Source organism: Roseburia sp. AF12-17LB, assembly GCF_003479605.1.
Classification (GTDB): Bacteria; Bacillota; Clostridia; order Lachnospirales; family Lachnospiraceae; genus Roseburia_C; species Roseburia_C amylophila.
This window is the reverse complement of record NZ_QUHR01000008.1, coordinates 1-18739: the sequence shown is the minus strand read 5'-3', so window position 1 is coordinate 18739 and position 18739 is coordinate 1. Positions and strand designations below refer to the sequence as shown.

Sequence of the window (18739 nt, the reverse complement as noted above, 5' to 3'; positions counted from 1 at the left end):
GACAATGTTTTTCTTTTTTTTGCGTTTTTTTACAGAAAAAAATCAAAAATTTATAAAAATACATTGACATCATCACTTTACAGTGATAAACTATGCTCAATTAATGAACTGAATAAATAAAATCAGTGAGCAAAAGTAGTACGGTAAATGATTTCTTTACAGAGAGCCGGCGTTGGTGGAAGCCGGTAAGATAGTTTATTCGGAATGGATTTGTCAGATGCAAAGTGAACAATAGTAGCGGATGCCGTTTTCCCACGTTACAGGGACGAGGATATCGAAGGAGACTTCTGTATCCAAGAGGTTGTGTTTGAATTAGTGGCGGATATTTTCTGATTGAAAATATCCGCTTTTTTAGTTACTTGCAGGTAAAAAGCAGACATAGCGAAGATGGGTGGCACCACGCGATAAGCGTCCCTGACTGGAAAAGAACATTTTCCGGTCAGGGACTTTTTCTTTGCACGAGCAGCATTTATAAAGCCGGTTTATAGGAGGATGATTATGGTAAGAAACAGAAAAGTATTCAAAAAAACAGTGAGCATTGTCAATGAAAAATCAACAGACATGTACGAAAGTCTGGTAGGAGATAAAAAAGGCTTCCTGTTAGAAAGTTACGATAAGAATTATGACCGCTATACTTTCTTTGGCATGGAGCCGGAAGAAATTGTAACATCAAGAGGAAATGCACTGGTGATTACAAAAGCAGATGGCACAGAGAAAGTAAGAGAAGGAAATCCGCTGGAGCGTCTGAAAGAATATTACAGTGAATTTCATATCGAAAAAGAAGATGAAGAGCTGTCCTTCTCCGGTGGACTGGTTGGAAATCTTGGATATGATTTCGTAAGATATTCTGAAGTGCTTCCGGACAATAACCCGGATGAAATCGGAATCGAAACCATACAGATGATGTTGATGACTTCTTTCCTTATGGTAGACCATGTAGCAGAAACACTGACTGCTGTAGTATTAGAAGAGCCTTCGGAAGAAGGAAGAGAGCAGGCAATGGAAAAGGCAGGACAGATGATAAAGAAAGCCATGGAGAAGAAGGAATGCAAACGGAACTTCTACCACGATGGAAAAATTATTAAGAAGTCAGACAGTATCGAAGAATATGGCGAAAAGGTAGAGAAAATCAAATATTATATCAGAGAAGGTCATGTGTTCCAGACCGTATTGTCACAGCGCTGGACGATTGAAACCAGACAGACCGGTTTTGAATTATATAAGGAATTAAGAGAATTAAATCCTTCTCCATATCTTTATTATTTTAATTACGGAACCTTTGAAGTAATCGGAAGTTCACCGGAAATGATTGTAAAGAAGCAGGGAAATAAAGTGTTCACCTGTCCGATTGCAGGAACCCGGAAGAGAGGAAAAGATGAAGCAGAAGACAAACGGCTGCGGGATGAACTACTTTCCGATGAAAAAGAGCGGGCAGAACATGTTATGTTAGTAGACCTTGCAAGAAATGATATGGGAAGAATCAGTGAATTTGGAACCGTAAAGGTAACACAGTTTATGGAAGTACAGAATTATTCCCATGTAATGCATATTGTTTCCCAGGTAGAGGGACGCAAGAAAGGAGAATCCCATCCATTAGATTTGGTGGCATCCTTCCTTCCGGCAGGAACCTTAAGCGGAGCACCAAAGATTCGGGCCATGGAAATCATTGATGAATTAGAAAGTGTACGAAGAGGCTTATATGGTGGAGCAACCGGATATATTGATTTCGGTGGAGACATGGATTTCTGTATTACAATCCGGACCATGGTAAAGAAAGGAAATGAGGTATACCTTCAGGCAGGAGCCGGAATCGTAGCAGATTCCGTACCGGAAAATGAATATTATGAATGCTGCAATAAAGTAATGGCATTGGCAAAGACTTTGGTTGAGGAGGAGAACTTATGATACTGCTGATTGATAACTACGATTCATTTACCTATAACCTGTATCAGTATATAGGAACTTTTACGAAGGACATTATCGTAAAACGGAATGACAAGATTACAATAGAAGAAATCCGCACCATAAACCCGGAACGCATCATTCTTTCTCCGGGACCAAAAGCACCGAAGGATGCCGGCATCTGTATGGATGTGGTGAAGGAATTTTATAAGACAATTCCAATCCTTGGCATCTGCTTAGGACATCAGTGTATCGGGGAAGCCTTTGGCGGCGTAGTGAGCTATGCAAAGGAATTATATCATGGAAAACAGTCCCTGATTGCCCATGACGGCACAGGAATCTTTCAGGGAATTGAAAGCCCGATTCAGGTGGCAAGATATCATTCCCTGGCTGTTCAGAAAGATAGTCTTCCGGAGTGCCTTGTGGTAACGGCGGAGACAGAGGATGGAGAAATCATGGCAATGCGCCATAAAGATTATCCGGTAGCTGGATTACAGTTCCATCCGGAATCCATTTATACACAGCATGGAAAGCGTATGATAGAGAATTTCTTGAATGGGAGGATATAGAACATGATATTAGATGAAATTGTTGCAGATAAAAGAGAGCAGCTATTTCGTGATAAGCAGAAAACAGATCTGACCGTGATGCGGACATTAGCGGAAGAGAAGTTAAGAGAAGAGGCGGCAAAGAAAGAAAAGATAAGAAGCTTTTATCAGAATCTTGCCAAAGATGGACTTTCCATTATCGGAGAATTTAAAAATGCATCCCCAAGCCTTGGAAAGATAGAAAGCAGGATTACATTGGAAGAGCGGATGGAAGATTATACCGCTTCTGTGGATGCGGTATCCTGCCTGACAGAAGAGAAGCATTTTCTTGGAAATACTGATTATTTCCGGAAAGTAAGAAATCTGACTCCGCTTCCAATGTTACGGAAGGATTTTATGATTGAGGAATATCAGTTTTATGAAGCAAAAGCCATTGATGCAGATGCGGTATTACTGATAGCAGCAATCTTAGATGACAAGGAAATGTATGACTTTTATCAGCTTGCAAAGGAATTAAAGTTAGATGTACTGGTGGAAACCCATGATGAATGGGAAATGGAACGGGCATTGAAGCTGGATGCAGACATCATTGGAATCAACAACCGTAATCTTAAAGATTTTACCATTTCGCTGGAACGAACCAAAACACTTTCTAAGATGGTGCCAAAGGATAAACTCTTAATCGCAGAAAGCGGAATTGTAAGAGATGATGATGTGGCATATCTTGCAGATTGCGGTGTCAGCGGATTCTTAATCGGAAGAGCATTTATGGAACATGAAAATCCCAAGGCACTGGCAGCCCACTGGAAACAGGTTTATAAGGAAGCCGCAAAGTAAGGAGAAATGGCATGACAAAGATTAAGATTTGTGGCATCACAAGAGAATCTGAGACAGAAGTGCTGAACCGGATGCAGGTAGATTATGCAGGCTTTGTATTCTTTGAAAAAAGCAAACGAAACGTTTCGATAGAGCAGGCAAAAGAAATTAAGAAACATTTGAAGCCTTCTATTAAAACTGTGGCAGTTACTGTAAATCCGGCACTGGATTTGATAGATGAAATCATAGAAGCAGGTTTTGATATTCTGCAGATTCATAAGATGCAGGAATTCCCTGAAAATCTTAAAATTCCGGTCTGGGTAGCATATCAGGTGCGAAGCAGGAAAGAAGCAGAAGAAATAAATGTTCTGGATGGTACTTCAGGCATTTTATTAGACGCACCGGAATATGGCAGTGGAAAGACTTTTTCCTGGCAGGATTTTCCGATGAAAAAAAGAAGGGAATGGCAGGAAAGAAGGATACCATTTATTTTAGCCGGCGGCTTAAGCAGTGAAAATGTAGAAGAAGGTATCCGGTTATTTGAACCTGATGTAGTAGATGTCAGTTCTTCGGTAGAAGGAGAACATGGAAAAGATTATAAAAAAGTAGAAGCATTTGTAAGAAAGGTGAGAGAACATGAATAAGAAGAGTTATTATGGAGCATTTGGTGGACAGTATGTAGCAGAATCATTGATGAATACTTTAAAAGAGTTGGATGATGCTTTTGAAAAGTATACAAAGGATGAAGAATTTTTAAAGGAAGTGGACTATTATCTGAAACAATATGTAGGAAGAGAGACACCACTTTATTTTGCCAGCCGTCTGAGTGAGGCATATGGAACAAAGATTTATTTAAAAAGAGAGGATTTAAACCATACCGGAGCCCATAAGATTAACAACGTAATCGGTCAGATTCTTCTGGCAAAGAGAATGGGAAAAACCAAGGTAATCGCAGAAACCGGAGCCGGTCAGCATGGTGTGGCAACTGCAACCGGAGCAGCTCTTTTTAATATGGAATGTACCGTATATATGGGAGCGGAGGATATGAAACGTCAGTCGCTGAATGTAATGCGTATGGAAATGCTGGGAGCTAAAGTAGTGCCGGTTACATCCGGAAGTAATACCTTAAAGGATGCTACCAATGAGGCAATTCGTACCTGGGCAAAAACCGCAGAGGATACCTTTTATGTAATCGGTTCCGCTGTTGGACCGTATCCTTATCCGAAGATGGTAAAATATTTCCAGAGCGTCATCAGCAAAGAAGCAAAGAAACAGATTTTAGAGCAGGAAGGAAGACTGCCGGATGTGGTTATGGCATGTGTTGGCGGAGGTTCTAATTCTATCGGAATGTTTGCAGATTTTATTGAAGAAAAGGATGTAAAACTGATTGGTGTAGAAGCTGCCGGAAAGGGAATTGAGACAGGGGAGCATGCCAGTGCCATGGCATTGGGCGAGCCTGGCGTATTACATGGTATGCGTTCCTATTTATTACAGGATGAGGATGGAAATGTGCAGCTTGCCCATTCCATTTCCGCAGGACTGGATTATCCGGGGGTTGGACCGGAGCATGCCTATCTTAAGGACAGCGGCAGAGCAGAATATGTTGCAATCAAGGATGATGAAGCCATGGATGCATTAATGGAGCTTTGTAAATTAGAGGGTATCATACCGGCAATCGAAAGTGCCCATGCAGTGGCATATGCAAAGAAGCAGGCGAAGAAAATGAAGCCGGATGATATTATGGTGGTTTGCCTTTCCGGAAGAGGCGACAAGGATGTAAATACAATTGCAGATTATCTTGCAGGAAAGGGTTATTTAAACTAGGAGGTGCAGCATGAACAGAATCGAAGAAAAATTAGCACAGTTAAAAGAACAGAACAAAAAAGCATTTATTACATATATGACAGCAGGAATGCCGGACTTTGATAAAATGCAGGAGATTATCCGCACACAGGAGCAGGCGGGGACAGACATCATCGAGCTTGGAATTCCATTTTCAGACCCGGTAGCAGACGGTCCGGTTATTCAGGATGCTTCCTATCATGCCATCTTAAAAGGTGTGAATTTAAAGAAAGTATTAGAAGCCATGAAAAAGCTTCGCAGTGCAAAAATTGAGATTCCAATTGTATTTATGATGTATTACAATACCATACTTCACTATGGTGTGGAAGCCTTTGTGGATGCATGTATTGAAAGCGGAGTAGACGGACTGATTATTCCGGATCTGCCATTAGAGGAACAGGATGAGATAAAGGAATTTTTACAGAAGGAAAATGCACCGATTCTTATCCAACTGGTATCTCCGGTTTCGAAAGACAGAATCCCTGAGATTTTAAAGGATGCAAGAGGATTTGTTTACTGCGTATCTTCCATGGGTGTAACCGGACAGGAAGCAACCTTCCATAAGAGTGTAATTGATTATCTTGGCAGTGTAAAAGAAGTATCAAAGATTCCTGTTATGATGGGCTTTGGTATCCGTACTGCAGAGGATGTTGCACCGATGAAGGATATTATCGATGGAGCGATTGTAGGCTCACATTTCATCAGGCTGATGGAAGAAAATGATTATGATTTACAGAAAATTGGAACTTATTGTGGCACATTTAAAAAAGAACTGAATCAGTAAAGGAGAAATTTGCGATGAAAGAATATATTGAACTGGTTGCAGAAGGAAAAGATTTAACAGAAGAACAGGCAAAAGCAGCAATGGAAATCTTATTAAGCGGGGAAGCATCCCAGGCTCAGATTGGTGCTTTTTTAATGGGACTTCGTATGAAAGGTGAGACCTTAGATGAATTAACCGGGTTTGCAGGAGTACTCCGGGATAAGGCAGATACTATTTCACCGAAGGTTTCTGATTATGTGGATCTGGTAGGCACCGGTGGAGACTGTACTTATACTTTTAATGTGTCTACCACTTCTGCATTTGTCGTTGCAGCAGCCGGACTCCCGGTGGCAAAGCATGGCAATCGTTCTATTTCTTCAAAGAGCGGAGCCGGCGATGTATTAGAGGCACTGGGCGTAAATATTATGGCAGAGCCTGCAAAAGTAGAAGCCTGCGTGGAGAAAGCCGGAATCGGATTTATGTTTGCACAGCTCTTTAACAAATCTATGAAATATGTAGGTCAGGCAAGAAAGGAAATGGGTGTGCGTACTGTGTTCAATATTTTAGGACCTCTTGCCAATCCTTCCAGAGCAAAAAATATGGTGGTAGGTGTTTATGATGCAGCCCTGACAGAAAAAATTGCCCTTGCCATGAGCAGGCTTGGCGTTGAACGTGCCTTTGTAGTAAGCGGCAAAGACAATATGGATGAAATCACAACCACAACCGAGACCGTAATATCTGAAATCAAGGACGGGAAAGTAAATACATTTACCATAACACCGGAGCAGTTTGGTTTAAAACGTGCTTCTTTAGAAGAACTGCGTGGTGGCGATGGAACAGAAAACGCCGTTATCACAAAGAAAATTCTCTCTGGAGAAGAAAAAGGCGCAAAACGTGACATCGTATTACTGAATGCCGGAGCAACCCTGTATGTTGGTGGAGCAGCATCCACCATAGAAGATGGAATCGCCCTTGCAAAAGAAGCAATCGACAGCGGAAAAGCAGCAGGAAAGTTAGCGGAGCTGGTGAAGGTATCAAACGAAGCGTAAAAACAGAAATAAATCTGCACCGTAAAAACGGAATGTTAACCTTTTGCAAATATAGGTTGACAATATAAGACAGAATACCATATAATACCCTATGGATAAAATCTATAGGGTATTTTTAGGCGATTGCGAAAAGAAATACCAATATTACCAATAAAATATTCAGATATTCAAAGGACTATATTTTATACGGCACCAGATGTCAGCAATTCTTAGCGGCATGTTTTCCTTGAATGCAGACTGTCTTTCCGTTGCTTTGACTTAGATAGCGGCACTGTCCGTTGAATACGGATGCAGCCGAACGTCTGCAAGGGGCACTAAGAATTTCGGAACATATATGGATTCGTCTGGCAACCGGCGCATATTCACATCCATGTTCAGATGCGCCTCGCTGGCACATCCCTGTGCCAGCGTTGCCGGGTGACAGACGAAATTCCAAGTGCCCCTAACAGTCATTCTAATGCATCCGTACCTTCAACGGACAGCGCCGCTATCTTGTCAAACATTGGAAAGACTGTTTTCATAGCAAAAAGGAAAACATGCTGTTTAGAATTGCAGCATCTGGTGGCTTAAAAGATAGTCTTTTGAATAGCTGAAATTTTAGTGAATGATAGGGTATTTCCTTTCATAATCGCCTGAAAAAAACACAATGATAGGAGCATTATTATGGAAAAAAGAAAAATAACAACACAGCAGATGGCACTGGTTGCTATCATGACAGCAATTACCTGTATTCTGGCACCATTTTCACTGCCAATTGGTCCGGTGCCGATTTCACTTACCAATCTGGTTATCTATTTCTCACTGTACCTGCTGGGATGGAAGCTTGGAACTTTAAGCTACGTCATTTACCTTCTGATTGGACTGGTTGGTGTACCGGTATTTTCAGGATTTACTGCAGGACCGGCGAAACTTTTTGGCCCAACCGGTGGATATTTAATCGGATTTATTCCAATGGCAATCATTGCCGGTATTGTAATTGATAAATATACTGAGAAATGGCTTTTGTGTCTGCTGGCAATGATTGCTGGAACGATTGTCTGCTATGCGTTAGGAACAGCATGGCTTGCTTATGAAGCAAAGATGGACATGATGGCAGCATTATGGGCTGGTGTAATTCCTTTTATTCCTGGTGACCTGGTGAAAATGGCACTGGCAATTTTAATTGCACCAAAAATCAGAGCTCAGGTATGCAGGGCAAGATAATTTTTCATAGTCTTTAGAGCAGTTTTTTCCAGACGGCTGACCTGAGCCTGGGAAATATGAATCTCATCAGCAATCTCCATCTGGGTTTTGCCTTCAAAGAACCGTAGCTTAACGATATGATTTTCTCTGTCGTTGAGCCGGTTCATTGCATCGGAAAGGGCAAGCCCTTCCACCCAGTTATCTTCTTTATTCTTTTTATCACTAATCTGATCCATCACATAGAGTGTATCACCACCATCCGTATAGACCGGGTCATAAAGACTGACCGGACTTTGAATGGCATCTAGGGCATAGACGATTTCCTCTTTGGTAAGTCCGGCTTCTTTTGCAATTTCCTGTAAAGTAGGCTCCTGCATGGAATTTTTCATCAGGATTTCTTTGGCATGAATGGCTTTATAGGCAGTATCCCGCAGGGAACGGCTGACACGGATGCTGTTGTTATCCCGCAGATAGCGGCGGATTTCGCCAATAATCATAGGAACGGCATAGGTGGAAAATTTTACCCCCAGTGTATCATCAAAATTGTCAATGGACTTAATCAGTCCGATACATCCAATCTGAAAGAGGTCATCAATATTTTCCTGATTTCCGGAAAAACGTTTAATCACACTTAAGACCAGACGAAGATTCCCTTTGATATATGTTTCCCTTGCAGTCATATCCCCCTGTTTGATTCTGGCAAATAGAGCAGCCTTTTCTTCTTCCTTTAGGATTGGAAGCTTTGCGGTATTTACGCCGCAGATTTCAACTTTGTAGACGGACATGATGCGTACCTCCGGGTTAAAATGTTTTTGCAGCCATTGGCTGATACAGAAAGGATGTCCTTATTTACATAAAAATATGCCGGAAACAATAAAAATTTAATAATTTTTCATCTTGAAAAACGAATGAGTGAAAGCTATGATATACATAAAGAAAAAAAATGGAAGTGGAATAATATGCAGGATGCAATAGATAAGAGAAATGAAAGAGATCGAATTGCTCATAGTATTGTGAAACGCTGGAATGTTCATTACATGTCGGAAGAAGAGATTTTAGCCGCACGCAGGAAACAGCAGGATGAACAGCGGGCACAGGAGATTCTTGATCGTCTTGCAAGAGTGGCTGCAGAGGAAGAAGAAAAAAAGCAGCGTGAGATTGATGCGGCAGTAAGGCGGCAGATTGAGGAAGAAAGAGCACGTTTACAGAAAAAAGAAGTAGCTGAAATGATTTCAGATGATAAGTTATCTGCTATTTTAGGAGAAAAGAGTCCTGAACGAAAAGAAACACCGCAGGCAGCGGAAGTGTCACAGGAGGTGGAAACACCGCAGGTGGTGGAGAAACAGACAGACAGTGGAGAACAAGTGCCTGAGGTCATAGAAGCGACCGTTGAAACAGAACAGGAATAAGTCGGGTTCTAACGGACAATATCTCATTCATATATTGTAATAAGAAGTAAAACTGGAGCATAAGTATGGATGATGCCTTGCTGTTACAGAAGTATCATGGATTAGGAAATGATTATCTTGTACTCGACCCGAATAAGAATAAGATACATTTATTGGAACGTCATATTGTAAAGCTATGCAGAAGAAATATTGGTGCAGGAGCTGATGGCATTTTATATGGACCGATATGGCAGGATGAGAAGCTTTATGTAAAGATATTTAACCCGGATGGAAGTGAAGCAGAGCGCAGCGGAAATGGTGTTCGGATTTTTGCAAAATATTTATTAGATGCCGGATATATCAGACACAGACCGTTTAGCCTTTATACCAAGGCAGGCGAAGTAAGGATTGATTTTTTAAATGAAGACGGAAGTCTTATGAAAGTAAATATGGGAATACCACAATTTACCGGAGGGGTACTTGCTTATGTAGGTACGCCTCCGGAAATTATAAACAGGCCTCTGGTTTTTCATGACCATCCTTACCGGGCAACCTGTGTTTCCATGGGAAATCCGAACTGCGTGATTCATTTAGATGAAATCAGTAAAGAAAAGGCAATGGAATTAGGACCTTATGTGGAAAATGCATCTTATTTTCCAAACCGGATTAATATGCAGCTTTGTAAAGTAATGGATAGAGGTCATATCCGGGTGGAAATCTATGAGCGGGGAGCCGGATATACCTTAGCTTCCGGAACCGGAGCCTGTGCAGCAGCGGCAGCATCCCATAAGCTGGGACTGGTGGATGACAGAATTGAAGTCACGATGCCGGGTGGGCAGTTACTGATAGAAATCGGAGAGGATGGCAGCGTGTTCCTTACCGGAGAGGTGCAGAAAATCGGAACAATTCTGATGGCAGAACACTTTCTGGCGTAGTTGACAACTGCTTGCCTTTGAGTATAAAATGGAAAAATAGAATGCTCAGAAAGGAACATGAGAAAGAATGAGAAAGATACTGGATTTAATAACAGATGAGATGGTGAAAGCATTTGAAACAGCCGGACTTGATGCAAAATATGCAAAAGTAACTGTTTCAAACAGACCGGACTTATGTGAATATCAGTGCAACGGCGCTATGGCTGCTGCAAAAGAATATAAGAAAGCACCGATTATGATTGCGGAGGAAGTAGTAGCACAGCTTAAGGATAACGCAATGTTTGAATCCGTAGAAGCAGTAAAACCTGGCTTTCTTAACTTAAAGCTGAATAATGAATTTGTGGCTTCCTATATCAGTAAGATGCAGGAGGATACAGAGCGTTTAGGCTGTGATAAGGTGGAACATCCAAAGACCATCATGATTGACTATGGCGGACCAAACGTTGCAAAACCACTTCATGTAGGACATTTACGTTCCGCTATTATCGGTGAAAGCATCAAACGTATTGGTAAATTCATGGGACACAATATGATTGGTGATGTGCATCTGGGAGACTGGGGTCTTCAGATGGGACTGATTATTACTGAGTTAAAGCTTCGTAAACCGGAACTTTGCTATTTTGATGAAGATTATGAGGGAGAATATCCGGTTGAGCCTCCATTTACCATTTCCGAGCTGGAAGAAATTTATCCGACAGCCAGCGGAAAATCCAAAGAGGATGCAGCTTATAAAGAAGCTGCCATGCAGGCAACTTATGAATTGCAGCATGGGAGAAGAGGCTATCAGGCATTACTTTCCCATATTTTAAATGTATCTGTAACGGATTTAAAGAAGAATTATGCTAATTTAAATGTATCTTTTGAATTATGGAAGGGTGAGTCTGACGCACAGCCATATATCCCGGACATGGTACAGAAGATGAAGGATGACGGTTATGCATATATCAGTGATGGTGCACTGGTAGTAGATGTCAAAGAAGAGACTGATACGAAAGAGATCCCGCCATGTATGATTTTAAAATCCGATGGGGCTTCTCTTTATAACACAACAGACCTTGCGACGATTGTATGGCGTATGAAAGACTATCATCCGGATAAAATTATCTATGTAGTGGATAAACGTCAGGAGCTGTATTTTACACAGGTGTTCCGTTGTGCCAGAAAGACACATCTTGTGGATGATGATACAGAGCTTCAGTTTTTAGGTTTTGGTACCATGAATGGAAAAGACGGAAAACCATTTAAGACCAGAGAGGGTGGTGTCATGCGGTTAGAGACACTGCTTTCCAGCATCAATGATGAGATGTACCGCAAGATTACAGAGAATCGTACGGTAGAAGAAGCGGAAGCAAAGGCAACCGCAAAAGTAGTTGCACTTTCAGCAGTAAAATACGGAGATCTTTCCAATCAGGCTTCCAAGGATTATATTTTTGATATCGACCGCTTTACTTCATTTGAAGGAAACACAGGCCCATATATTCTTTATACGATTGTCCGAATCAAATCCATTCTGAACAAATATAAAGAAGCAGGAAAAGAAGCAGGAACAGCAGCAATTCTTCCGGCACATTCCGAAAGCGAGAAGGCATTGATGTTAGAGCTGACCCGTTTCAATGCCATGATGGAAAATGCCTACGAAGAGACAGCACCACATAAGGTATGTTCTTATATCTATGACCTGGCAAATGCATTGAATCATTTTTATCATGAGACAAAGATTATGGCAGAAGAAGACGAGGCAGTGCAGGCTTCCTATGTTCGTTTATTAACACTGACCAGGCGGACATTAGAGGTTTGTATCGATGTATTAGGTTTCTCTGCACCAGACAGAATGTAAAGGAAAATATATGATTGACAATAGAATGGGTGCCATCTTTGATTTAGATGGCACTCTTTTAGACTCCATGGGAGTATGGCGGAAAATTGATGAGGATTTTCTTGGCAAAAGAGGATTTATTGTGCCGGATGATTATCTGGTAGCAATTACTTCAAAGAACTTTGATGCGGCAGCAGAATATACCAAAGAGCGTTTTAATCTGCCAGAGTCCGAAGAAGAGATTATCAAAGAATGGTTTGATATGGCGATTGAATCTTATACCAATGAAGTAAAGTTGAAAGCCGGTGTTATAGATTACCTGAAGCAATTAAAGGCAGAAGGAATTAAGATTGCAGCAGCAACTTCTTCCGATGAGAGGCTGTTTCGTCCCTGTCTTACCCATTGCGGCATCATGAAATATTTTGATGCATTTACAGTTACGCAGGAAGTGAAGCGGGGAAAGGGATTCCCGGATGTGTACCAGCTTGCAGCAGAAAAGCTTTCTTTGAAACCGGAGCAGTGTGTGGTATATGAAGATATTTTAAAAGGTGTGGAAGGTGCAAAGATGGATGATTTCTATGTGGTAGGTGTGGAAGATATCCATTCCTCCTATGAGAAAAATGAAATCATGCAGCTATCTGACTGCTATATCCTAAGCTTTGAAGAATTATTAGATTAATTCCGTCACACAAAAAACACAGTTTGACCGCATTTTTATCACAAAAACATCGTCTTTTTAACACAACTTTCTCATAGACTTTCTGAGGTAAGATGTTATAAGGAGGAAGAGACGTGATAGAGATTAGTCATTTGACGAAAAAATACGGGACGCATGTAGCGGTAGATGATTTGAATCTTACTATTGAGCCGGGAAGAATTTATGGCTTCTTAGGACCGAATGGCGCAGGCAAATCAACTACAATGAACATGATTACCGGATATCTGGGGGTAACAGAGGGAACCATTAAAATCAATGGATTTGATATTTTGGCACAGCCGGAGGAAGCAAAGAAATGTATTGGCTATTTGCCAGAGCTGCCACCTTTATACATGGATATGACGGTAGAAGAATATCTTTTGTTTGCAGCAGAACTTAAGAAGATTCCAAAGGAGAACCGGAAACCATATGTAGAAGATGCCATGGCAACCACAAAGATTACTGATATGAAAGGCAGACTGATTAAAAATCTGTCCAAAGGATACCGGCAGAGAGTCGGACTGGCACAGGCAATTTTAGGTTATCCGGAAGTTATTATCTTAGATGAGCCTACAGTAGGCTTAGACCCGAAACAGATTATTGAAATCCGTGATCTGATTCAGAGTCTTGGCAAGAAGCATACTGTAATTTTAAGTTCCCATATCCTTTCGGAAGTCCGGGCAGTATGTGATTACATATTTATTATTTCCCATGGAAAATTAGTTGCATCGGAAGAAACAGAAGAACTGGTAGAGCGGATGTCCGGTGGACAGGTAATCGAGCTTAAATTAAAAGCTGAAGAAGAAAAAGTAAAAGAAGTTTTTGCAGATGCAGAACATATTACTGCAGTAGAGACGAAAGAACTGCCGGAGGATGGAGTTACTGAGGTGACTGTAACGGCAGAAAAAAATAAAGATGTCAGAGAAGAAATTTTTCATATTTGCGCAGAAAGTGATATGCCGATTTTGGAAATGATAAATGGTGGTAAATCACTGGAAGATATCTTTCTTGAACTTACATCAAAGGAGGAAGAATAATGCGTGCAATATGGAAAAGAGAATTAAAATCTTATTTTCAGACAGTGACCGGATGGCTTTTTATTGCAGCAACACTGGCACTGTTTGGCCTTTATTTTTATGTATACAATATGTATTATGGTTCGACAGACATCAGCAGTACTTTATCAGCAGTAACGTTTCTGTTTCTGGTTACTGTGCCGATTCTTACGATGCGTACCCTGGCAGAGGAGCGGAAGAATAAGACAGACCAGCTGATTTTAACTTCGCCGGTATCAGTAGAAAAAGTGGTTCTGGCAAAATATCTCGCCACCGGAACCGTATTTACCATCAGTGCAGCGGTTATGTGTCTGGCACCGTTAATTATGTCAGCATATGGAAACGTTGCTTTTGCAAAGAGCTATGTGGGAGTACTGGGTTTCTGGTTATATGGTATGACCTGTATTGCCATTGGAACCTTTGTATCTTCACTGACAGAAAGTATTGTAATTTCTGCAGTATTAACCTTTGTATTTCTCTTTGTGGGATATCTGATGACCGGAATTACCAATCTGATTTCACAGAATGGAAATATGATTACAAAGATTTTAGGCTGTTATGATTTGACAAAACACATGGATATGCTGATGCAGGGAATTCTTGATGTATCCGGCATTGTATATTATTTATCCATGATTATCCTGTTTTTATTCCTGACAGTACAGTCCATACAGAAGCGCCGCTGGAGCATGAGCAGTAAGAAATTAAAGCTTGGCGTATTCAGTTCAGCCATGGTTGTAATCGGAATCGTTGTTACAGTTGCAGTAAACCTTGTAGCAAATGCATTGCCATCTTCCATTACGTCTATTGATTTGACAGCCCAGAAGATGTATTCCATTTCTGATGATACAAAAGAGATTCTTCATAATCTGGATGAGGATGTCACAATTTATGTTCTGGAAGCGGAAGGAAATATGGATGATACCCTTGCAACGACATTAAAGCGTTATGAAGGCGAATCTTCCCATATTTCAGTAGAATATAGAGACCCATCCGTTTATCCGAATTTTTACCGGGATTATACGGATGATACCTCTATCACCAGAAAGAGTCTGATTGTAGAAAGCAGCAAACGTTCCAAAGTAATTAATTACAGCAATATTTATGAGACCAGTATAGATTACAGTACTTATAGCAGCCAGACTACAGGTTATGATGGAGAGGGACAGCTTACCAGTGCCATTTCCTATGTCACATCGGATGAAATGCCGGTTATGTACGAACTACAGGGACATGGTGAGACAGCATTGAGTGGTGATTTTAAAGATGCTATTGAGAAAGCAAATGTCACTTTAAACAGCCTCAACCTGATGCAGGCAGACAGCATTCCGGAAGATGCACAGGCACTTATTATCAATGGACCGACCTCTGATTTTTCATCCGATGATGCGTCAAAAGTAATTGATTATATCAATAAAGGTGGAAAACTTTTGGTAACGCTATCTTATACAGATGCTGATATGAGTAATTTCTATTCGGTTTTAAATGAGTTTGGCATTACTGCAGTAGACGGAATGGTGATGGAGAGCAATACCGGCTCTTATTATCAGGCACCATATTATCTTTTGCCAAATGTAGAAAGCAGTGCGCTGACTTCCGGTGTGGATGGCTATGTATTTACACCGTATGCAGTAGGTCTTACCTATAATACCGATACCGAAAATGTAACCTATACACCTTTACTTACCACTTCGGATGCAGCGTACAGTAAGACAGATGCTACAAGTTCCTTAGAGCAGACGAAGGATGATATTGCAGGACCGTTTACGGTAGGATTAAAGGCGGAAAAAACCATGGATGATACAAGCACAGATATTCTTGTATATTCTTCCATGAGTATGTTTACGGATGATGCAGACAGTATGGTATCCGGAAATAATTTATCCGTATTTTCAAAATCCATTGCAAGCTATATTCCGGAAGACAGCGGTTCAGCAGTTGTGATTCCGGTCAAAGAATATGACAGCAGTACCCTGACCGTACCGGCTTCGGTTGTCATTGCATCAGCTGTAATCGGCATTGCAGTAATTCCGTTATTGCTTCTTGCAATCGGTATCGTAATCTGGATGAGAAGGAGAAAGAAGTAATGAAGAAACAGAAAAAACAGTTGATTGCTTTATGCATCCTGCTTCTTATCTGCATTGTGGCATGGGTTGGCCTGACGAAGTGGAATAAGAGCCAGGAACAGAAAAAACAGGAAGAGGAAGAAGCTTCAAAAGTAACGGTGACAGATGTTAACACAGAAGATGTAAATGCATTTTCTTATCAATATAATAATGAGACACTGTCTTTTGTAAAAGAAGATGATACATGGTATTATGAGGCAGATAAAAGCATTTCTTTAGACCAGGATACTATGGAAACATTGATTGCCACCACAGCACAACTTACGGCAGAGCAGGAAATCAAGGATTATGAGGACTTATCAGAGTATGGACTTGAAACGCCGTCAAATACCATTACACTGACGACAGGGGATGGAACAACAACACTTCTGATCGGAAATAAAAATGACATGCTGAGCCAGTATTATGTAAAGACGGATCAGTCTGACAGTATTTATCTGGCAGGAAGTGCAGTATATACCACTTATCAGAAAGGAATCGCAGATTTGACTGCAGCAGAAAGCACAACCGAAATTGCGGAATAAAAGGATTGACAAGTAAAATATCCGTTGGTAAAATATATGAGAAAGTGTGGAAGAGAAATAGTAATCATTGGAAGCCTTCAGAGAGAAAACGGCAGGTGAGAGTTTTTGACGGAAGATGATGAACCAGTCTTGGAGCTGCATATCCAAGCAGAAGTGAAGGTATGTCGGGTTCTCCCGTTACAGAGAGAAGGCATAAGAAGATGTGCCGGAGTGCAGGAGCAGTCCTGAATTTAGGTGGTACCACGGATGAAACATTCGCCCTAAGCTAAATCATAGCTTAGGGCTTTTATATTGCTTTAAGCAGATGAGTTGCAAGAATAGAAAAAGGAGATAAGAAAATGAAACTGGAAAAATTAGTTGGTGACCGGTTTAAAGAGAGACCGGCAGATTGTGTGATTGACAGTCATGCACTTATGGTAAAAGGTGGATACATCAAATATGTGGCAAATGGTATCTATTCTTCATTCCTGCCATTAAAGAGAATTACACGTAAGATTGAGCAGATTCTTCGTGAAGAGATGGACAAGGTAGACGGACAGGAGGTACAGTTCCCGGTTGTTATGCCTGCATCTATCTGGGAAGAATCCGGAAGATATGAAAGCATCGGAGACGAGCTGCTTCGTTTTACAGACAGAAACGGTGCCAGGATGGTACTTGGCATGACCCACGAAGAAGCAGCCGTACAGCTGGTTCGTGAGTATGCACAGAGCTATACCAAATATCCTTTTATGATTTATCAGATTCAGACCAAATTCCGTGATGAAGCAAGACCTCGTGCCGGATTAATCCGTGTAAGAGAGTTTACCATGAAGGATGCATATTCCTTCCATACCAGCCAGGAAGATTTGGAGCAGTATTATCAGAGAGTACACAAGGCATATGAGCGTATTTTTGAAAGAGCCGGTATTCCGGAAGTGGTATCCGTTGCATCTGATTCCGGTATGATGGGCGGAAGCCTTTCCCATGAGTTCATGCTTCTTACTCCGATTGGAGAAGATTCCATTGTACTTTGTGATGATTGTGGATACAAAGCAAATATGGAAGCTGCAGAAAATATTTCTGATATTCCAAGAGCCGCAGAATCAGCAGAACTGGAAAAGGTTCATACACCAAATATCCATACAATTGAAGATATCTGTGAATTCTTTGGCGATAAGACAAACAACTCCTGTAAAGCAGTTGTTTATCAGAAAAATTCAGATGACAGCTATGTGGTTGTATTTATCCGTGGCGATCTGGAAATCAATGAGACCAAGCTTGTTAATTATCTTGGTGATCAGATTCATGCTGCTGTTATTACAGAAGAATGCGGATTAAATGCAGGCTATATCGGACCAGTTGGCTTACATATCAATGCACCTCATGTGGTTTTATATGATAAGTCTCTGGAAGGAAGAAATAACTTATCCTGCGGAGCAAATGAAGAGGAATACCACTTCAAAGGACTTGATATGGAGCGTGATGTAAAAGACGCAGAATATCATGATTTTGCTAAGGTATACGAAGGCGGAATCTGCCCGAAATGTGGTAAGAAGACCGTCCGTATTTCTAAAGGTATTGAAGTGGGAAATATCTTCCAGCTCGGAACCAAATATACCAAGTCCATGAAGATGACTTATGTAGATAAAGATGGTGAGAGACAGACTCCAATCATGGGCTGCTATGGAATCGGTGTCGGAAGACTTGCTGCTGCTGTATGTGAAGCCCATCATGATGAGTATGGCCCAATCTGGCCAAAGGAAATTGCTCCATGGCAGGTCCACCTTTGTGCAGTAAGACCGGACAATGAAGAAGTAAAGGCTTTTGCTGATGATTTATATGAGAAAATGCAGAATGCCGGTATTGAAGTTATCTATGATGACCGTACCGTAAGTGCCGGCGTTATGTTTGCAGATGCAGACCTTCTTGGGATTCCACTTCGTGTTATCGTAAGCCCTAGAAATATGAAGCAGGGAATCGTAGAAGTGACATCCCGTGATAAGACCTTAAAGGAACAGGTTCCGGTAGAAAACGTATTTGAAGAGATTCAGAAATACTTATAAGAGAGTTATAGGACAAAATGTGTTGATGAAAACCGCTTTCAAGCCTTGAAAATA

Annotated in this window: 18 protein-coding genes and 2 other annotated features; of the genes, 16 read left to right on the top strand and 2 right to left on the bottom strand. The window is 41.1% G+C overall.

Annotated elements, in window-relative coordinates; translation table 11 throughout:
* The first annotated feature begins 116 nt into the window (after positions 1-116).
* Positions 117-419: a binding site (T-box leader), on the top strand.
* A gap of 79 nt (positions 420-498) precedes the next feature.
* Genes trpE through trpD form a run of 7 tightly spaced genes read left to right on the top strand, consistent with a single transcriptional unit; the run spans position 499 to position 6920 of the window.
* Positions 499-1905: an anthranilate synthase component I gene (gene trpE, locus DWV68_RS10270; protein ID WP_118665721.1), complete on the top strand. Its 1407-nt coding sequence runs from the start codon at positions 499-501 to the stop codon at positions 1903-1905.
* A complete protein-coding gene (locus DWV68_RS10265) occupies positions 1902-2471 on the top strand; it encodes an anthranilate synthase component II (protein WP_117840978.1) in 570 nt (189 codons plus the stop codon). Before trpE ends, DWV68_RS10265 begins: the two co-directional genes overlap by 4 nt.
* Before the next feature lie 3 nt (positions 2472-2474).
* On the top strand, positions 2475-3287 hold the full coding sequence (gene trpC, locus DWV68_RS10260) for an indole-3-glycerol phosphate synthase TrpC (protein WP_022242612.1): 813 nt from the start codon (positions 2475-2477) through the stop codon (positions 3285-3287).
* Positions 3288-3298: 11 nt separating this feature from the next.
* Positions 3299-3910 carry a phosphoribosylanthranilate isomerase gene (locus tag DWV68_RS10255; protein WP_118638652.1) on the top strand — a complete coding sequence of 204 codons (612 nt, stop codon included), beginning with the start codon at positions 3299-3301 and terminating at the stop codon, positions 3908-3910.
* Positions 3903-5090 carry a tryptophan synthase subunit beta gene (trpB, locus tag DWV68_RS10250; RefSeq protein WP_022242610.1) on the top strand — a complete coding sequence of 396 codons (1188 nt, stop codon included), beginning with the start codon at positions 3903-3905 and terminating at the stop codon, positions 5088-5090. Before DWV68_RS10255 ends, trpB begins: the two co-directional genes overlap by 8 nt.
* A gap of 10 nt (positions 5091-5100) precedes the next feature.
* Positions 5101-5892 carry a tryptophan synthase subunit alpha gene (gene trpA / locus DWV68_RS10245; protein ID WP_117840981.1) on the top strand — a complete coding sequence of 264 codons (792 nt, stop codon included), beginning with the start codon at positions 5101-5103 and terminating at the stop codon, positions 5890-5892.
* 14 nt (positions 5893-5906) lie between these two features.
* Positions 5907-6920 (top strand): anthranilate phosphoribosyltransferase, encoded by a 1014-nt coding sequence (trpD, locus tag DWV68_RS10240; RefSeq protein WP_118665719.1) that lies wholly within the window; start codon positions 5907-5909, stop codon positions 6918-6920.
* 258 nt (positions 6921-7178) lie between these two features.
* Here trpD and DWV68_RS14330 read toward each other — a convergent pair whose 3' ends face one another.
* Positions 7179-7373 carry a hypothetical protein gene (locus DWV68_RS14330; protein ID WP_147337963.1) on the bottom strand — a complete coding sequence of 65 codons (195 nt, stop codon included), beginning with the start codon at positions 7371-7373 and terminating at the stop codon, positions 7179-7181.
* 210 nt (positions 7374-7583) lie between these two features.
* Between DWV68_RS14330 and DWV68_RS10235 the strand changes: the two genes are divergently transcribed.
* On the top strand, positions 7584-8123 hold the full coding sequence (locus DWV68_RS10235) for a biotin transporter BioY (RefSeq protein WP_118665717.1): 540 nt from the start codon (positions 7584-7586) through the stop codon (positions 8121-8123).
* Here the strand turns inward: DWV68_RS10235 and sigG are convergent.
* Positions 8102-8887 (bottom strand): RNA polymerase sporulation sigma factor SigG, encoded by a 786-nt coding sequence (gene sigG / locus DWV68_RS10230; protein WP_022242606.1) that lies wholly within the window; start codon positions 8885-8887, stop codon positions 8102-8104. The genes DWV68_RS10235 and sigG overlap by 22 nt on opposite strands.
* Before the next feature lie 174 nt (positions 8888-9061).
* Here sigG and DWV68_RS10225 point away from each other — a divergent pair, with 174 nt between their 5' ends.
* The 8 genes from DWV68_RS10225 (at position 9062) to DWV68_RS10190 (ending at position 18685) form a co-directional block, all read left to right on the top strand.
* Positions 9062-9511 carry a hypothetical protein gene (locus DWV68_RS10225; protein ID WP_118665715.1) on the top strand — a complete coding sequence of 150 codons (450 nt, stop codon included), beginning with the start codon at positions 9062-9064 and terminating at the stop codon, positions 9509-9511.
* Between the two features lie 65 nt (positions 9512-9576).
* Positions 9577-10425, top strand: coding sequence for a diaminopimelate epimerase (gene dapF, locus DWV68_RS10220; RefSeq protein ID WP_117697129.1), 849 nt, complete (start codon positions 9577-9579; stop codon positions 10423-10425).
* 67 nt (positions 10426-10492) lie between these two features.
* The gene (argS, locus tag DWV68_RS10215) at positions 10493-12262 is read left to right on the top strand and encodes an arginine--tRNA ligase (RefSeq protein ID WP_118665713.1); all 1770 of its coding nucleotides are present in this window, start codon (positions 10493-10495) and stop codon (positions 12260-12262) included.
* 10 nt (positions 12263-12272) lie between these two features.
* Positions 12273-12920, top strand: a complete 648-nt coding sequence (locus DWV68_RS10210; RefSeq protein WP_118665711.1) for an HAD family hydrolase — start codon at positions 12273-12275, stop codon at positions 12918-12920.
* 113 nt (positions 12921-13033) lie between these two features.
* The gene (locus tag DWV68_RS10205; RefSeq protein WP_117697135.1) at positions 13034-13975 is read left to right on the top strand and encodes an ABC transporter ATP-binding protein; all 942 of its coding nucleotides are present in this window, start codon (positions 13034-13036) and stop codon (positions 13973-13975) included.
* Positions 13975-16080: a Gldg family protein gene (locus DWV68_RS10200; protein ID WP_118665709.1), complete on the top strand. Its 2106-nt coding sequence runs from the start codon at positions 13975-13977 to the stop codon at positions 16078-16080. The genes DWV68_RS10205 and DWV68_RS10200 overlap by 1 nt, the downstream gene beginning before the upstream one ends.
* Entirely contained in the window at positions 16080-16643 is a 564-nt protein-coding gene (locus DWV68_RS10195; protein ID WP_118087408.1) for a DUF4340 domain-containing protein, read from the top strand. Before DWV68_RS10200 ends, DWV68_RS10195 begins: the two co-directional genes overlap by 1 nt.
* 38 nt (positions 16644-16681) lie before the next feature.
* Positions 16682-16909: a binding site (T-box leader), on the top strand.
* Positions 16910-16981: 72 nt separating this feature from the next.
* On the top strand, positions 16982-18685 hold the full coding sequence (locus DWV68_RS10190; protein ID WP_117697141.1) for a proline--tRNA ligase: 1704 nt from the start codon (positions 16982-16984) through the stop codon (positions 18683-18685).
* Positions 18686-18739 lie beyond the last annotated feature (54 nt).

What these genes read in the sequence shown, in the direction of transcription:
- trpE (WP_118665721.1), top strand. Translation starts at nt 499, where the DNA reads ATGGTAAGAAACAGAAAAGTATTCAAAAAAACAGTGAGCATTGTCAAT.
- DWV68_RS10265 (WP_117840978.1), top strand. Translation starts at nt 1,902, where the DNA reads ATGATACTGCTGATTGATAACTACGATTCATTTACCTATAACCTGTAT.
- trpC (WP_022242612.1), top strand. Translation starts at nt 2,475, where the DNA reads ATGATATTAGATGAAATTGTTGCAGATAAAAGAGAGCAGCTATTTCGT.
- DWV68_RS10255 (WP_118638652.1), top strand. Translation starts at nt 3,299, where the DNA reads ATGACAAAGATTAAGATTTGTGGCATCACAAGAGAATCTGAGACAGAA.
- trpB (WP_022242610.1), top strand. Translation starts at nt 3,903, where the DNA reads ATGAATAAGAAGAGTTATTATGGAGCATTTGGTGGACAGTATGTAGCA.
- trpA (WP_117840981.1), top strand. Translation starts at nt 5,101, where the DNA reads ATGAACAGAATCGAAGAAAAATTAGCACAGTTAAAAGAACAGAACAAA.
- trpD (WP_118665719.1), top strand. Translation starts at nt 5,907, where the DNA reads ATGAAAGAATATATTGAACTGGTTGCAGAAGGAAAAGATTTAACAGAA.
- DWV68_RS14330 (WP_147337963.1), bottom strand. Translation starts at nt 7,373, where the DNA reads ATGACTGTTAGGGGCACTTGGAATTTCGTCTGTCACCCGGCAACGCTG.
- DWV68_RS10235 (WP_118665717.1), top strand. Translation starts at nt 7,584, where the DNA reads ATGGAAAAAAGAAAAATAACAACACAGCAGATGGCACTGGTTGCTATC.
- sigG (WP_022242606.1), bottom strand. Translation starts at nt 8,887, where the DNA reads ATGTCCGTCTACAAAGTTGAAATCTGCGGCGTAAATACCGCAAAGCTT.
- DWV68_RS10225 (WP_118665715.1), top strand. Translation starts at nt 9,062, where the DNA reads ATGCAGGATGCAATAGATAAGAGAAATGAAAGAGATCGAATTGCTCAT.
- dapF (WP_117697129.1), top strand. Translation starts at nt 9,577, where the DNA reads ATGGATGATGCCTTGCTGTTACAGAAGTATCATGGATTAGGAAATGAT.
- argS (WP_118665713.1), top strand. Translation starts at nt 10,493, where the DNA reads ATGAGAAAGATACTGGATTTAATAACAGATGAGATGGTGAAAGCATTT.
- DWV68_RS10210 (WP_118665711.1), top strand. Translation starts at nt 12,273, where the DNA reads ATGATTGACAATAGAATGGGTGCCATCTTTGATTTAGATGGCACTCTT.
- DWV68_RS10200 (WP_118665709.1), top strand. Translation starts at nt 13,975, where the DNA reads ATGCGTGCAATATGGAAAAGAGAATTAAAATCTTATTTTCAGACAGTG.
- DWV68_RS10195 (WP_118087408.1), top strand. Translation starts at nt 16,080, where the DNA reads ATGAAGAAACAGAAAAAACAGTTGATTGCTTTATGCATCCTGCTTCTT.
- DWV68_RS10190 (WP_117697141.1), top strand. Translation starts at nt 16,982, where the DNA reads ATGAAACTGGAAAAATTAGTTGGTGACCGGTTTAAAGAGAGACCGGCA.